This window comes from Burkholderia sp. AU28863 (assembly GCF_002223195.1).
Lineage (GTDB): Bacteria > Pseudomonadota > Gammaproteobacteria > Burkholderiales > Burkholderiaceae > Burkholderia > Burkholderia sola.
In genome coordinates, this window is record NZ_NKFE01000003.1 from 1,513,885 (window position 1) to 1,528,384 (window position 14,500).

15 protein-coding genes are annotated in these 14,500 nt (G+C 66.3%); 4 read left to right on the forward strand and 11 right to left on the reverse strand.

The features are described from left to right. Nucleotides 1-10 precede the first annotated feature (10 nt). From CFB81_RS09370 to CFB81_RS09415, 10 genes are all read right to left on the reverse strand, one after another. The gene (locus tag CFB81_RS09370) at nt 11-1,021 is read right to left on the reverse strand and encodes an inorganic phosphate transporter (RefSeq protein ID WP_069617859.1); all 1,011 of its coding nucleotides are present in this window, start codon (nt 1,019-1,021) and stop codon (nt 11-13) included. Between the two features lie 10 nt (nt 1,022-1,031). Continuing rightward, nucleotides 1,032-1,658, reverse strand: a complete 627-nt coding sequence (locus tag CFB81_RS09375) for a DUF47 domain-containing protein (protein WP_006478627.1) — start codon at nt 1,656-1,658, stop codon at nt 1,032-1,034. A 138-nt stretch (nt 1,659-1,796) separates the two neighbouring features. Beyond that, nucleotides 1,797-4,220 carry a replicative DNA helicase gene (gene dnaB / locus CFB81_RS09380; protein WP_089435141.1) on the reverse strand — a complete coding sequence of 808 codons (2,424 nt, stop codon included), beginning with the start codon at nt 4,218-4,220 and terminating at the stop codon, nt 1,797-1,799. Nucleotides 4,221-4,360: 140 nt separating this feature from the next. Beyond that, nucleotides 4,361-4,813 (reverse strand): 50S ribosomal protein L9, encoded by a 453-nt coding sequence (rplI, locus tag CFB81_RS09385; RefSeq protein WP_006486256.1) that lies wholly within the window; start codon nt 4,811-4,813, stop codon nt 4,361-4,363. Between the two features lie 27 nt (nt 4,814-4,840). Then, nucleotides 4,841-5,116 (reverse strand): 30S ribosomal protein S18, encoded by a 276-nt coding sequence (gene rpsR, locus CFB81_RS09390; RefSeq protein WP_004193360.1) that lies wholly within the window; start codon nt 5,114-5,116, stop codon nt 4,841-4,843. Nucleotides 5,117-5,120: 4 nt separating this feature from the next. Further along, nucleotides 5,121-5,420, reverse strand: coding sequence for a primosomal replication protein N (gene priB, locus CFB81_RS09395; RefSeq protein WP_011549649.1), 300 nt, complete (start codon nt 5,418-5,420; stop codon nt 5,121-5,123). Nucleotides 5,421-5,460: 40 nt separating this feature from the next. Continuing rightward, nucleotides 5,461-5,835, reverse strand: coding sequence for a 30S ribosomal protein S6 (rpsF, locus tag CFB81_RS09400; protein ID WP_006486255.1), 375 nt, complete (start codon nt 5,833-5,835; stop codon nt 5,461-5,463). A gap of 227 nt (nt 5,836-6,062) precedes the next feature. Beyond that, nucleotides 6,063-6,959, reverse strand: coding sequence for an anti-sigma factor (locus tag CFB81_RS09405; RefSeq protein WP_089435142.1), 897 nt, complete (start codon nt 6,957-6,959; stop codon nt 6,063-6,065). Then, on the reverse strand, nt 6,949-7,584 hold the full coding sequence (locus tag CFB81_RS09410; protein WP_069617856.1) for an RNA polymerase sigma factor: 636 nt from the start codon (nt 7,582-7,584) through the stop codon (nt 6,949-6,951). The genes CFB81_RS09405 and CFB81_RS09410 overlap by 11 nt, the downstream gene beginning before the upstream one ends. Nucleotides 7,585-7,752: 168 nt before the next feature. After that, complete coding sequence (locus CFB81_RS09415; protein WP_069617855.1) at nt 7,753-8,664, reverse strand: LysR family transcriptional regulator; 912 nt, start codon at nt 8,662-8,664, stop codon at nt 7,753-7,755. Nucleotides 8,665-8,834: 170 nt separating this feature from the next. On the opposite strand from CFB81_RS09415, the gene gcl reads away from it, so the two are divergent. The 4 genes from gcl to lysM all read left to right on the forward strand — a co-directional run bounded on the left by gcl (nt 8,835) and on the right by lysM (nt 13,324). After that, on the forward strand, nt 8,835-10,610 hold the full coding sequence (gene gcl / locus CFB81_RS09420; protein ID WP_089435143.1) for a glyoxylate carboligase: 1,776 nt from the start codon (nt 8,835-8,837) through the stop codon (nt 10,608-10,610). Nucleotides 10,611-10,649: 39 nt separating this feature from the next. After that, nucleotides 10,650-11,459, forward strand: coding sequence for a hydroxypyruvate isomerase (hyi, locus tag CFB81_RS09425; protein ID WP_069617853.1), 810 nt, complete (start codon nt 10,650-10,652; stop codon nt 11,457-11,459). Nucleotides 11,460-11,500: 41 nt separating this feature from the next. Further along, the gene (locus tag CFB81_RS09430; protein WP_089435144.1) at nt 11,501-12,394 is read left to right on the forward strand and encodes a 2-hydroxy-3-oxopropionate reductase; all 894 of its coding nucleotides are present in this window, start codon (nt 11,501-11,503) and stop codon (nt 12,392-12,394) included. Nucleotides 12,395-12,853: 459 nt separating this feature from the next. After that, complete coding sequence (gene lysM, locus CFB81_RS09435) at nt 12,854-13,324, forward strand: peptidoglycan-binding protein LysM (RefSeq protein ID WP_069617851.1); 471 nt, start codon at nt 12,854-12,856, stop codon at nt 13,322-13,324. 90 nt (nt 13,325-13,414) lie between these two features. On the opposite strand, the gene CFB81_RS09440 is transcribed toward lysM, so the two are convergent. After that, nucleotides 13,415-14,437, reverse strand: a complete 1,023-nt coding sequence (locus CFB81_RS09440) for an asparaginase (protein ID WP_089435145.1) — start codon at nt 14,435-14,437, stop codon at nt 13,415-13,417. Between the last annotated feature and the right edge of the window lie 63 nt (nt 14,438-14,500).

Here is a 14,500-nt window from a genome sequence, read left to right on the forward strand (position 1 = left end):
GCGTCGTCGATCAGAAGATCTGATGCCCGAGCCACCACCCGCCGGCCGCGAACAGCGCGGCTGCCGGCAGCGTCAGCACCCACGCCCACACGATGTTGCCGGCGACGCCCCAGCGCACGGCCGACAGCTTCTGCGTCGCGCCGACACCGACGATCGCGCCGGTAATCGTGTGCGTGGTCGACACCGGAATGCCGAGGAACGACGCGACGAACAGCGTGATCGCCCCGCCGCTTTCCGCGCAGAAGCCGCCGACCGGCTTGAGCTTCGTGATCTTCTGGCCCATCGTGCGCACGATACGCCAGCCGCCGAACAGCGTGCCGAGGCCCATCGACAGATAGCATGCGCCGATCACCCAAGCCGGCGGCGCATCGGCGGCAGCCGACGCGTAGCCGCTCGCGATCAGCAGCATCCAGATGATACCGATCGTCTTCTGTGCGTCGTTGCCGCCGTGGCCCAGGCTGTACAGGCCGGCCGACAGCAGCTGCAGCCGGCGGAAGCGCCGGTCGACCTTGCTGGGCGCGGTACGGAAGTACAGCCACGACACGCCGAGCATGAACAGCGAACCGAGGATGAAACCGAGCAGCGGCGAAATGAAGATGAACGCGATCGTCTTCAGGAGACCGTCGACGTTCAGCGCACCCCAGCCGGACTTCGCGAGCGCCGCGCCGACGAGGCCGCCGATCAGCGCGTGCGACGAGCTCGACGGAATCCCGTAATACCAGGTAATCACGTTCCAGCCGATCGCACCGACCAGCGCGCCGAACACGACGTAATGGTCGACGATCTCGGGATCGATCGTGCCTTTACCGACGGTCTGCGCGACTTTCAGGTGGAAGATGAAGTACGCGATCACGTTGAACGCGGCCGCGAACACCACGGCCTGCTGGGGCTTCAGCACCCCGGTCGACACGACGGTGGCGATCGAGTTCGCCGCGTCGTGAAAGCCGTTCATGAAGTCGAATACGAGCGCGACGAGCACCAGCGTCGCGACCATCCATAGGGCGAGTTGTATCGAATGCATCGTGGTCCGCTCAGGCGTTTTCCAGCACGATGCCTTCGATGATGTTCGCGACGTCTTCGCACTTGTCGGTGATCTCTTCGAGCAGCTCGTAGATCGCCTTAAGCTTGATGAGCGTCTTCACGTCGTCTTCCTCGCGGAACAGCTTCGACATTGCCGCGCGCAGCACGCGATCGGCCTCCGACTCCCAGCGGTCGATTTCCTCGCACTGCTTGAGGATCTGTGCCGACTGCTTCATGTCGGACAGCAAGCCGACGGCCTGCTGCACGTGCTGTGCCGACTGCGTGACGATGTGCGCAAGCTGGCTCGCCTCGGACGTGACGGACTGCACGTCGTACAGCGACACGGCCGTCGCGACGTCTTCCATCAGGTCGAGGATGTCGTCCATCGTCGTGATGAGCTTATGGATCTCGTCGCGATCGAGCGGCGTGATGAAGGTCTTGTGCAGCAGATCGATCGCCTCGTGCGTGAGCTTGTCGGCGGCCTTCTCGGCAATTTGCACGTTTTGCTTGTGAATCTCGGCGTCGGCGAGATTGTCGATCAGCAGTTCGAGTTCGCGGCCACCGGAAACGATGTGCTTCGCGTGCGCGTTGAAGAGTTCAAAGAACTTGCCCTCGGTGGGCATGAATCGACCGAACATGGGATTCCTGAGAGATTGTCAAACTACTGTCACGAAAACGGGCGACATTGTACCGGTTTCGGTCCCGACGCGACGTGCGCATATGCGCACGCCGGGATTGGATACAACAATTGGCGAAATAGGTGTTTACAACCGGCTTTACTCGCCGTAGAAGGTCTGCGCCCCGGCAAAATTGTCGAACTTCGTGTATTGCCCCAGGAACGTGAGCCGAACGGGCCCGATCGGACCGTTACGCTGCTTGCCGATGATGATTTCGGCCGTCCCCTTGTCGGGGCTGTCCGGATTGTAGACCTCATCGCGATAAATGAACAGGATCACGTCCGCGTCCTGTTCGATTGCGCCCGATTCGCGCAAATCCGACATCACCGGGCGCTTGTTCGGGCGCTGTTCGAGGCCGCGGTTCAGCTGCGACAGCGCGATCACCGGCACGTCGAGCTCCTTCGCGAGACTCTTCAGCGAGCGCGAGATTTCCGAAATTTCGGTCGCGCGGTTCTCGCCCTGCGACGAACCCGACATCAGCTGCAGGTAGTCGACGATGATCAGGCCGAGCTTGCCGCACTGACGCGCCAGGCGTCGCGCGCGCGAGCGCAGCTCCATCGGGTTCAAGCCGCCCGTCTCGTCGATGAAGAGCTGCGCCTCGCTCATCTTCTGCACCGCGTGCGTCAGCTTCGGCCAGTCCTCGTCCGTCAGGCGGCCCGTGCGCATCCGGTGCTGATCGAGCCGGCCGATCGAGCCAAGCATACGCATCACGAGCTGGGTGCCCGGCATTTCCATCGAGAACACCGCGACCGGCAACCCGTACTCGACCGCGACATATTCGCCGATGTTCATCGAGAAGGCCGTGTTGTGCGTGACGACGTAATCGTCGGTCACGTACAGCCGAGACGGATGCGAAACCGAGATGCACTGCGTGGCGGTCCGGCGCGACGGCTCGATACCCGTAATCACCGGCAGCTTGCGGCGCGTCCGCCCGGCCGTCAGCCGCTCGCGCTTGCCCTCGAACAGGAACAGGTTCTGCGGATCCGGATGACTGATCATGCAAATGTAAGCCGTCGGACCGGCCTTGCGTTCGCCGTCGACCGTGAAGCTCGTCGCCTTTTCGGCAACCTGGCACCACGCACCGAGCGAACGCGCCAGTTCGCGCACGTCGCTCGCCAACTGCGCACTGGCGGTCGAATAACGCACCGTACCCCACGATTCGACCCAGCCATCCGTGTCGAGCAGCCCGCGCAACACATCCAGCCGCGTGTCCTTGTCCGCATCGAGGTAGAGACGCGGGATGAACTTGTCGTAGCTCGTCCTTCCCCACACACCGAGTTGCTCGAGCGCAGCCTTGAGCGGGTTGGCGGACGGCCGGGCCGCGGTGGCCGTCGACGGCCGGCGCTTGATGCGCCAGTCGTACTGGCCCGCGTATTCAAGTTCGAGCGACGCGTCGACACGCTCGCGCATCCGGTTCAACGTTTCCTCGGCCTTCACGCTGAAACGCACGGCAGTCCCGCCGAGCGCACCGTCGCCCAGCAGCGCGCCGAGTACCCACGGGTCAACCGGCAGCGCCTCGCGATGACCAAACTCGCCGCTCGGCATGTCGATCCACAACCGGTTCCGGTAGCGTTCGCGCGTCAGCAACGTGCGAATCTCCGCGGTCGACAGCACACGGGGCTTTTCCCACTCGCGGAAATGGACGCACCACAGGTGTTCGTCGCAGCATTCGGCCGAACGCCCATCCGAAAAGCGGACCCGATACACCTGGCGTTCGCCCTGCGGGTAGATGCCGGTCACGATCGACGGTGCGCCGTCGACCGAAGCGAGCGCATCACCGACCGCCAGCTCGCCCATCGGCTTCCAGCCCGTCAACGTCCTGACGCGCGCGTCGAGCGGCTGCGCCTTACCCATCGACGGGCGCCCCGCCACGATGATCAGTTCGCCGCCATGCATCCCGGACGTCATCCGGTCGAGGTCGACGAAGCCCGTCGGCGTGCCGGTGACGTCGCTCGGGTTCGCGGTGTGGTACAGCGTGTCGATGCGCTCGACCACCTGCGTGAGCAGCGGGCCGATCTCGAGGAAGCCCTGGTTGCCGCGCGCGCCCTCTTCGGCGATCGAGAACACCTTCGATTCGGCCTCGTCGAGCAGCTGGCGGACTTCCTTGCCCTGCGGATTGAACGCGTCGGCCGAAATCTCGTCGGCGACCGACACCAGCCGGCGCAGCACCGCGCGGTCGCGCACGATTTCCGCGTAGCGGCGGATGTTCGCCGCGCTCGGCGTGTTCTGCGCGAGGGCGTTCAGGTAAGCGAGCCCGCCGACGTCGTCGGCCTTGCCGGACGTGGTCAGCGCTTCGTACACGGTCACGACGTCGGCCGGGCGCGTCGACGCGATCAGGCGGCCGATGTGCTCGTAGATGATCCGGTGGTCGTAGCGGTAGAAGTCGCCTTGCGACAGGAAATCGGCAATCCGGTCCCAGGCCGCGTTGTCGAGCAACAGGCCGCCGAGCACCGACTGCTCGGCTTCCACCGAATGCGGCGGGACTTTCAGCGATTCGATTTGGGGATCTTGCGGCGCGTTCATGGGTTGGGATTATCGCGAATAGATGGCGGCAGCGCTACCACCGCTTGCCGGCGAGCGGGCAATAAAAAAGGCAGGCCCCGGTTACCCGGGCGCCTGCCCTTGTCCGGACGGCGGAAGCCGCCCGGCAAGCTTGCGCACGCTTACGCGTGGTCGCCGATCACGTTGATCGTGACGTCGACGACGACGTCCGTGTGCAGCGCGACTTGCACGTTGTGCTCGCCGATCATCTTCAGCGGGCCTTCCGGCATGCGCACTTGCAGCTTCTCGACTTCGTAGCCTGCCTTCTTCAGCAGTTCCGCGACGTCGCCGTTCGTGACCGAGCCGAACAGACGGCCGTCCACGCCCGACTTCTGCGTGATTTCGAACGACTGGCCGTTCAGCTTCTCGCCGACTGCCTGCGATGCCGCCAGCTTTTCAGCCGCGATCTTTTCGAGTTCAGCGCGGCGCACTTCGAATTCGGCGATCGCTTCCTTCGTTGCACGGCGAGCCTTGCGGTTCGGGATCAGGAAGTTGCGAGCGTAACCGTCCTTGACCTTGACGATGTCGCCGAGGTTGCCCAGATTGGCGACTTTTTCCAACAGAATGATTTGCATTCGAATTCTCCTTATTGCGTCGCCTGATTACGCCTTGTGCTGATCGGTGTACGGCAGCAGCGCGAGGAAACGCGCACGCTTGATCGCCGTATCCAGCTGACGCTGATAGTGCGCCTTCGTACCCGTCAGGCGAGCCGGCGTGATCTTGCCGTTTTCGCCGATGAAGTCCTTCAGCGTTTCCGTGTCCTTGTAGTCGATCTGCTCGACGCCGGCAGCCGTGAAACGGCAGAACTTCTTGCGCTTGAAGAGCGGGTTTTGTTGCTGACGACGCTTGTCGAATTTCTTACCAGTCGGGCGGGCCATGATTTCAGTCCTTTCCTGTGTCCTGCAATGCAGTGATGTGAAACACCAAGGTTCTCGCGTTGCGGCTTTTCTTGGCCAGGAAGCCCGTGAACAGCGTTTCGACGCCCATTTCACGACTTTCCAGCTTGCCGCTCGCCTCACCGGCCGCCACCGCCTCGATCGTCATTTCGACCTGACGGGGAATGCCTGCTTCGACGACTTCCGTGCGGTGATGCAACGTGGCGCTTGCGATCGGAACGCCGGCCGGCGTGTATCGCACCGGTGCGCGTTCGACGACGCTCGCCGTCAATTGCAACCTGTTCACGTGAGTGGCGCGCTCCTTGATGGCTTAATAAGTGACGAACTTAAGCCTGCGCTTCGGCCGGCTGAGCGGCAGCCGCCTTCTTGGCTTCTTCGCGCTGAACTTCCTTCATCATCGGCGACGGGCCGGTTTCGGCCTTCTTCATCTTGACGATGAGGTGACGCAGCACGGCGTCGTTGAACTTGAACGCGTGTTCGAGTTCGTCGAGCGTCGTCTGGTCGCACTCGATGTTCATGCAGACGTAGTGAGCCTTCGCGAGTTTCTCGATCATGTAGGCCAGCTGGCGACGGCCCCAGTCTTCGACACGGTGGATCTGGCCGCCGTGCGACGTGATCGTGGACTTGTAGCGCTCGATCATCGCGGGCACTTGCTCGCTTTGATCCGGGTGCACGATGAATACGATTTCGTAATGACGCATACACACTCCTTGTGGATTAAAGCCACCCGGGCGTCTGAACCGGTGTGGCAAGTGAGAAGCCGGAGATTCTAACCCGGTTACGGGGCGCATGCAAGGCCAATCGACGATTCGCCGACTGATTCGGCCGTGTTTTCAAAGACTTGAACGGTATGCGGGCCCGTGACCGCCCTGGCCCCCTTCCGCGGCCGGGGTCGGAACACAGGCGCGCCGCGCCCTGGCCCGCAGGGTCATTCGCCGCGCGCGCCGGCAAGCCGCGCGTCGAGCGCCGTCCGGAACGCCGCGAGCGCCGACGGCTCGGCGTCGGTCACCGCCCACCACGTCATTCCGGCCGCGTTCCAGCGGTCCAGCGCGTACCCCTGCGACACGGTCGCGTACGGGGCCGCCGGCCGTTCGCCGTCCGGCTGCACGTAGACGTCGACCACGTGCTGGCGGTGGCGGTAGACGAGCACCGCGACGCGGCGCCGCCCGACGTAGTCGAGCCGGCCGCCGACCAGCGCGAAGCCGTCCTTGGCGAGATCCTCGACCGGCGGCGCGTAGTCGAGCCGGCCGTTGAACCACGGCTTGACCGTGTGCTGGTCGGTCGAGATCACGTCGATGTCGCGCGCCGACAGGTCGGCCCGCACATGGCTCGCGACGAGCTCGTCGACCGTCCGGTCGGTGTCGGCGTGCCGGCCGGACCATGCCATTCCGCCCGCCGCCGCGACCGCCATCAGCAGCGCGACGCCCCAGCCGAGGCCCGGCCACGCGGCCACGCGCGGCCCGGCGCCGGTCGATCCAGGGCGTGCCGGCCCGCCCCGCCCGGTCAGCCAGGAGAACCAGTCGCGTCCACGCGGCCGCCGGGGCGGCGCCGACTGCCGTTCAGGCCACGTCGCGGCCCGCGACGGCTCACGGGCAGGCGCGTCGGCCGCTGCCGGCAGGCTCGCGAGGAGGCTCGCCCGCAGCGCGTCCGGCGCGCGGTGATAGTCGGCCTGGCGCACCGCCTGCACCAGCGTGACGATCCGCGCGCGTTCGCGGCGGCACGCCTCGCACCCTTCGACATGCTGCTGGACCCGCAACGCATCAGGCGCCGACAGCTCGCGGTCGACGTCCGCGTCCAGCAACGCTCGCGCTTCGTTACAGTCCATCGATAGCCTCCGATGCGGTTCCGCCCGCCGGCGCACGGCCCGGCCGGCCTTCGGTCGCCGGCGCCCCGCCCAGCAGCGCGGCAAGCTTGCGCCGGCCGCGCGCGAGCCGCGACATCACCGTGCCGACCGGCACGTCCGCGATCGCGGCGATCTCGCGGTAGCTCAGGTCCTCCATCTCGCGCAGCACGAGCACCTCGCGGTATTCGGGCGGCAGCTTCGCGAGCGCCGCGTTCACGAGCCGCACGTTCTCGCCGCGCAGCACGTGCGCGAGCGGGTCCTCCGTCGACGGCTGCCAGTCGTCGGGCACGTCGGCGTCGTCGAGCGTGTCGGGCAGCGCGACCTCGTGCGCATGCGTGCGCCGCCGCCATTCGGTGTACCAGGTGTGGCGCACGATCGTCAGCAGCCACGGCCGCGCGTTGTCGCCGCGACACGAGTCGACGAAACGCAGCGCGCGCATGCACGCGTCCTGCACGACGTCGTCCGCGTCGCCGGCACTGCCGCTCAGCCAGCGCGCGAGGTTGTACGCGGCGTCGAGATGCGGCAGCACGAGCGCGCGAAACCGCTCGCCGCGCGCGAGTGCATCGTCCGCCGCCCGGTCATCGACCGCCTGTCCGGCTTGCCCCACATGGCCTCCCTGGTCCCGGCGGCCGACGCCGCGCCCGTTGCGCGCACGGCGCCCGGACAGACCGGCAACGTGCGCGCTCGATGACCTTACCGCTGCTGCGTCGAGTTTATTCCCGCGCCGCGCGCATGAAGCGTAAAAAATCGCCGAATGGCCGGGCGGCCCGTCGCGTTACGGCGTGGTGCTCCAATAGCCGGGGCGCGCATACGCTTCGCGCAGATAGTCGATGAAATAGCGCACGCGCGCCGGCACGTAGCGCTGCTGCGGGTAGACCGCGAGGATGTCGTAGTCGGGCAGCGCGTACTCGTCGAGCACGGTCTCGAGTTCGCCCGTTTCGAGCTGCGCGGCGATTTCCCACGTCGAGCGCCAGCCGAGCCCGAGCCCTTCGGCCACCCAGCGGTGCAGCAGCTCGCCGTCGTTGCAGTCGAGATTGCCGGTCACGCGGATCGTCGCGATCTTGCCGTGGCGCTGGAAATACCAGCCGCGGTTCTGCCCGCCCTGCAGGTTGAACGCGAGACAGTTGTGCCTGAGCAGGTCGTCGAGCGATTTCGGCCGGCCGTGCTGGCGGAAATACCCGGGCGTGCCGCACACCACGCGCCGGTTCGACGCGAGTTTCACCGCGACGAAGTTCGGATCGACCGCGCCGCCGATCCGGATCGACAGGTCATAACCCTCGCGCACGAGATCGACGACGCGGTCGGTCAGGTTGAACGACAGCTGCATCTCCGGTTTGTCGGCCAGGAAGCCGGGCGCGTGCGGCGCGACGTGCTTGCGCCCGAACGCGGCCGGCGCCGACACGATCAGGTGCCCGCTGACCGCGCGCCGCCCGGCGGCCAGCTCGTTCTCGGCCTGATCCCATTCGGACAGCAGCCCGCGGCAGCGTTCGAGAAACGCGGCGCCCTCTTCGCTCACCACCAGCCGCCGCGTCGAGCGATACATCAGCTTCACGCCGAGGCGCTTCTCCAGTGCGTCGATGCGCCGCCCGAGCACCACCGGCGACACGCCCTCCTCGAGCGCGGCCGCCGCGAGGCTACCCGCGTCCGCGACCCGCACGAACGTCTCGATCTGCTTGAAACGATCCATTTGCTGCCTCCGTCCCGGCTCCGACACCGGCGCGAAGCCCGTCCGGCCGTCATTCCATACTTTTAGTTTCGAAATAAGCAACTTCGGCTGATCTTATCAAACCTTTCCTGCATCCCTACAGTGTTCCCAACAGACCGATTCGCAAGATCCGACTATCCAAGGAGACATTCATGGCCAAGATGAGAGCCGTCGACGCAGCCGTACTCGTGCTCGAGAAGGAAGGCATCCAGACCGCGTTCGGCGTGCCGGGCGCCGCGATCAACCCGTTCTATTCGGCCATGCGCAAGTCGGGCGGCATCAGCCACGTGCTGGCGCGCCACGTCGAAGGCGCATCGCACATGGCCGAAGGTTTCACGCGGGCAACGCCGGGCAACATCGGCGTGTGCATCGGCACGTCGGGCCCCGCCGGCACCGACATGATCACCGGCCTCTACTCCGCGTCCGCCGACTCGATTCCGATCCTCGCGATCACCGGCCAGGCGCCGCGCGCGCGTCTCTACAAGGAAGACTTCCAGGCCGTCGACATCGAATCGATCGCGAAGCCGGTCACGAAGTGGGCCGTCACCGTGCGCGAACCGGCGCTCGTGCCGCGCGTGTTCCAGCAGGCGTTCCACCTGATGCGCTCGGGCCGTCCGGGCCCGGTGCTGGTCGACCTGCCGATCGACGTGCAGCTCGCCGAAATCGAATTCGACATCGACACGTACGAACCGCTGCCGGTCTACAAGCCCGCGGCCACCCGCGCGCAGATCGAGAAGGCGCTCGCGATGCTCAACGACGCGGACAAGCCGCTGATCGTGTCGGGCGGCGGCGTGCTCAACGCGGCGGCCGAAGAGCTGCTCGTGCAGTTCGCGGAAACGGTCGGCGTGCCGGTGATCCCGACGCTGATGTCGTGGGGCGCGATTGCCGACGACCACCCGCTGATGGCCGGCATGGTCGGCCTGCAGACGTCGCACCGCTACGGCAACGCGACGCTGCTCGCGGCCGACTTCGTGCTCGGCATCGGCAACCGCTGGGCGAACCGCCACACGGGCAGCGTCGACGTCTATACGAAGGGCCGCAAGTTCGTGCACGTCGATATCGAACCGACCCAGATCGGCCGTGTGTTCGGCCCGGATCTCGGCATCGTGTCCGACGCGAAGGCCGCCCTCGAGCTGTTCGTCGCGGTCGCTCGGGAATGGAAGGCCGCCGGCAAGCTGAAGGATCGCAGCGCGTGGGTCGCGGCATGTCAGGAACGCAAGCGCACGCTGCAGCGCAAGACGCACTTCGACAACGTGCCGGTCAAGCCGCAGCGCGTGTACGAAGAGATGAACAAGGTGTTCGGCCGCGATACCTGCTACGTCAGCACGATCGGCCTGTCGCAGATCGCCGCCGCGCAGTTCCTGCACGTGTTCAAGGCGCGCAACTGGATCAACTGCGGCCAGGCCGGCCCGCTCGGCTGGACGATCCCGGCCGCGCTCGGCGTGCGTGCGGCCGACCCGAGCCGACCGATCGTCGCGCTGTCCGGCGACTACGACTTCCAGTTCATGATCGAGGAGCTCGCGGCCGGCGCGCAATTCAAGCTGCCGTACGTGCACGTCGTCGTGAACAACTCGTACCTCGGGCTGATCCGACAGGCGCAGCGCGCGTTCGACATGGACTACTGCGTGCAGCTCGCGTTCGACAACGTGAACGCGCCGGAACTGAACGGGTACGGCGTCGACCACGTGGCGGTTGCCGAAGGCCTCGGCTGCAAGGCGCTGCGCGTGTTCAAGCCGGAAGAGATCGAGCCGGCGCTGCGCCAGGCGCAAACGCTCGCGGAAGAGTTCAGCGTACCGGTGGTCGTCGAGGTGATTCTCGAACGCGTGACGAACATCTCGATGGGTACCGAAATCGACGCGATCAACGAATTCGAGGATCTCGCCGAAAAGGCCGCGCACGCACCGACTGCGATCTCGATGCTCGACTGAACCGCACGACATTCTTGACCGACCGAAGAGGCTTAGCTCATGCCGAAGTTTGCTGCAAACCTGACCATGCTGTTCAACGAAGTGCCGTTCCTCGACCGCTTCAAGGCGGCCGCGGACGCGGGCTTCGACGCCGTCGAGTTCCTGTTCCCCTACCCGTACGCGAAAGAGGCCCTCGCCGAGCGGCTCGAGTCGCACCGCCTGCGTCTCGTGCTGCACAACCTGCCCGCCGGCAACTGGGATCAGGGCGAGCGCGGCATCGCGTGCCTGCCCGATCGCGTCGGCGAGTTCCAGGAAGGGGTCGGCCGTGCGATCGACTACGCGAAGGCGCTGAAGGTGCCGCAGCTGAACTGCCTCGTCGGCATCCCGTCGGCGAGCACCGCGCGCGACAAGACTTTCGTGACGATCGTCGACAACCTGCGCTTCGCGGCCGATGCGCTCAAGCGCGAAGGCATCCGCCTGCTCGTCGAGCCGTGCAACCGCTTCGACATCCCCGGCTTCGCGCTGAACCGCTCGTCGGAAGGGCTCGACGTGATCCGCGCGGTCGGTTCGGACAACCTGTTCCTGCAGTACGACATCTATCACATGCAACGCATGGAAGGCGAACTGGCCGCGACGATCGAACGCAACCTCGCATCGATCGGCCACGTCCAGCTCGCGGACAACCCGGGCCGCAACGAGCCGGGCACCGGCGAGATCAACTATGCGTTCCTGTTCGCGCTGCTCGACCGGCTCGGCTATGCCGGCTATGTCGGCTGCGAATACAAGCCCCGCACCACCACGACGGAAGGCCTCGGCTGGCTGCAAAGCGTGGCCGGCTGCGCACCGGCCTCGGCGCGTCGCGCCGCCTGAGTCGCGCCCTTCCCGTTTTCAGCCCTATAGGAGACATTCACATGGCAACCATCGGTTTCATCGGCCTCGGCATCATGGGCGCGCACATGGCGCGCAACCTGCTCAAGGGCGATCATCGGCTCGTCGTGAACGGCGCGTTCCCGATTCCGGAGGATCTGCGCGGCAGCGCGAAGGTCGTCGCGAACTCGACCGAAGTCGCGCAGCACGCGGACATCATCATCTCGATGGTGCCGGACACGCCCGACGTGCGTAACGTGCTGTTCGCCGACGACGGCGTCGCGAAGGGCCTGACGGCCGGCAAGCTCGTGATCGACATGAGTTCGATCTCGCCGCTCGACACGCAGGCATTCGCGAAGCAGATCAACGCGCTCGGCTGCGACTACCTCGACGCGCCGGTGTCCGGCGGCGAAGTCGGCGCACGCGAAGCGACGCTGACGATCATGGTCGGCGGGCCGGAACAGGCGTTCGAGCGCGCGAAGCCGCTGTTCGAGAAGATGGGCAAGAACATCACGCTCGTCGGCGACAACGGCGCGGGGCAGACCTGCAAGGTCGCGAACCAGATCATCGTCGCGCTGAACATCGAAGCGGTCGGCGAAGCGCTGCTGTTCGCCGCGCGCTCGGGCGCCGATCCGGAGCGCGTGCGCCAGGCGCTGATGGGGGGCTTCGCCGCGTCGCGCATCCTCGAAGTGCACGGCGCGCGGATGACCAAGCGCACGTTCGATCCGGGCTTCCGCATCGAGCTGCACCAGAAAGACCTGAACCTCGCGCTCGACGGCGCGCGCAAGCTCGGCCTCGCACTGCCGCACACCGCGAGCGCGCAGCAGTTGTTCAGCGTGTGCGCATCGCACGGCGGCAAGGCGTGGGATCACTCGGCGCTCGTCCGCGCGCTCGAGATCATGTCGAACTTCGAGATCGGCCAGACGCCGGCCGCGTAACGCGGAGGCAGCAACGCGCGCTTGTGCTGCGATGGCGGCCGCGCGCGACGCATGCACGCGACCCGGCCGCGGCCGGTCGCATCGGTGCGCGACATCACGCGCATCACGGTGGGGCGCCCCGCCCTGCATCGCCAACGGCATGCGGGACGGGGCGAAAAACGCCGCTCTGGGCTGAGAGCGGCGTGGTGGGGTCCGCAGCGGCACCCGGCGGCGCCGGGGAAGCCTTGGTCGGTCAGACGTCGTCGTCGGGTGTCCGCCTGTCGGATTTCGCGTATTACATTTCTTTACGTTCGAGCGTGCGATTTTTCATGCATTCGTCGCGATGAACGCCTACACTTTCGCCACGCCTTTCGAGAAAACCGCCGCGCCTGCGTTCCCGTCCGGGGTCCGCATCCAGCGCGGTGTTTTTTTCGCCACTTCACGGCGCGTTTTCTTTTCAACCACCTAAGGAGTGCAACGATGGGTCTTCTTTCGTTTATCAAGGAGGCGGGTGAAAAACTGCTGGGTCACGCCGATGCACAGGCAGCGGAAGATCCGAATGCCGCGAACCAGACCGCGGCCGATGCGATCAAGAATTACATCAACTCGCAAGGTCTCGACACGTCGAACCTGACCGTCGCATTCGATGGCGCATCGCGCACGGTCACGCTGTCGGGCAGCGTCGCCGATCTCGACACGAAGGCGAAGGTCAAGGTCGCGGCCGGCAACGTGCAGGGTGTCGCGGGCGTCAACGACGACAATCTGCAGCCGGACGATCCGGAAGTGCGATACCACGACGTGAAGCCGGGCGACACGCTGTCGGCGATCGCCAAGGAAGTGTACGGCGACGCGAACAAGTATCCGGCGATCTTCGAGGCGAACAAGCCGATGCTGTCGAGCCCGGACCGGATCTACCCGGGCCAGAAGCTCGTGATTCCGCCGCAGTCCTGAGCGTTCGCGCAGCACTGACGCAAAAATGGCAGGCCCTTGGCCTGCCATTTTTTTATGCGCGCCGCGCGCCGCCCGAGCGGCGGCCATCGGTCACAGCGTGTCGAATGCGCGTTGCAGTGCGTCGCGATCGTGAATGCCGTTCGCGAGCGCGAGCATCAGCAGCACGCGCGCCTTGAACGGATGGAGCGAGCCCGCGCTCACGAAACCGAGCGCATCGTCGCTCGCGGCGCCGTTGCGCATCACGTGCCCCGAACCGACGCGCGATGCACGGACCACCGCCACGCCCGCGCTCACCGCATCGGCGAGCGCCGTCTGCAGCGTCGCATGGATCGACCCGTTGCCGGTGCCCGCGACGACGAGGCCGCGCACGCCGGCCGCGACGAGCGCGTCGACGGCCGTGCGCGTCACGCCCGCATAGCTCGCGACGACTTCGACCGTCGGCCAGGTCACGGCAATCGCCAGTTGCGCGTCGCGCGCGCGCGTGACGCGGCGCGCGAATTCGACGCGACCGTCCTGCACCCAACCGAGCGCACCAAGCTCCGGCGACTGGAACGCGTCGACCGCATACGTGCTCGTCTTCACGACGTCGCGCGCGCCATGGATCCGGTTGTTGAACGCGACCAGCACGCCTTGCCCGCGCGCGGCCGGATGGGCGGCCACCGTCACCGCGTTCAACAGGTTCAGCGGGCCGTCGGACGACAGCGCGGTCGCCGGCCGCATCGCGGCCGTCAGCACGACGGGCTTGTCGCCCCGGACGACCAGATGCAGCGCGTATGCGGTTTCCTCGAGCGTATCGGTGCCGTGGGTGATCACGATGCCGTCGATGGCCGGATCGGCCATCAGCGCGTCGATCCGCGCGGCGAGCGTATTCCACAGCGGCAGCGCGAGATCCTTGCTGTCGATGCTGGCCACCTGCTCGGCGTCGATGCGTGCGACCGACGCGAGCGCCGGCACGGCGTCGACCAGAAAATTGACGCCGAGCGCGCCGGCCTGATAGCCGGCCGTGCTGGCCGCGTCGGGCGCGGCGCCGGCGATCGTGCCGCCGGTGGCGAGTACGGCGATGCGCGGCAGCGCCGCCGCGGACGAAGGGGATGCGGTGTTCGGTGTATTCATGGCCGCGATTGTAATGGCTCCCGGCCATGTGCCGGCAGGTTCCGGCGCGGCGGCCGGTGCCGG

What these genes read in the sequence shown, in the direction of transcription:
- CFB81_RS09415 (WP_069617855.1), bottom strand. Translation starts at nt 8,664, where the DNA reads ATGGATCGTTTCAAGCAGATCGAGACGTTCGTGCGGGTCGCGGACGCG.
- rpsF (WP_006486255.1), bottom strand. Translation starts at nt 5,835, where the DNA reads ATGCGTCATTACGAAATCGTATTCATCGTGCACCCGGATCAAAGCGAG.
- rpsR (WP_004193360.1), bottom strand. Translation starts at nt 5,116, where the DNA reads ATGGCCCGCCCGACTGGTAAGAAATTCGACAAGCGTCGTCAGCAACAA.
- CFB81_RS09405 (WP_089435142.1), bottom strand. Translation starts at nt 6,959, where the DNA reads ATGGACTGTAACGAAGCGCGAGCGTTGCTGGACGCGGACGTCGACCGC.
- CFB81_RS09430 (WP_089435144.1), top strand. Translation starts at nt 11,501, where the DNA reads ATGGCAACCATCGGTTTCATCGGCCTCGGCATCATGGGCGCGCACATG.
- rplI (WP_006486256.1), bottom strand. Translation starts at nt 4,813, where the DNA reads ATGCAAATCATTCTGTTGGAAAAAGTCGCCAATCTGGGCAACCTCGGC.
- CFB81_RS09375 (WP_006478627.1), bottom strand. Translation starts at nt 1,658, where the DNA reads ATGTTCGGTCGATTCATGCCCACCGAGGGCAAGTTCTTTGAACTCTTC.
- gcl (WP_089435143.1), top strand. Translation starts at nt 8,835, where the DNA reads ATGGCCAAGATGAGAGCCGTCGACGCAGCCGTACTCGTGCTCGAGAAG.
- CFB81_RS09440 (WP_089435145.1), bottom strand. Translation starts at nt 14,437, where the DNA reads ATGAATACACCGAACACCGCATCCCCTTCGTCCGCGGCGGCGCTGCCG.
- lysM (WP_069617851.1), top strand. Translation starts at nt 12,854, where the DNA reads ATGGGTCTTCTTTCGTTTATCAAGGAGGCGGGTGAAAAACTGCTGGGT.
- CFB81_RS09370 (WP_069617859.1), bottom strand. Translation starts at nt 1,021, where the DNA reads ATGCATTCGATACAACTCGCCCTATGGATGGTCGCGACGCTGGTGCTC.
- hyi (WP_069617853.1), top strand. Translation starts at nt 10,650, where the DNA reads ATGCCGAAGTTTGCTGCAAACCTGACCATGCTGTTCAACGAAGTGCCG.
- dnaB (WP_089435141.1), bottom strand. Translation starts at nt 4,220, where the DNA reads ATGAACGCGCCGCAAGATCCCCAAATCGAATCGCTGAAAGTCCCGCCG.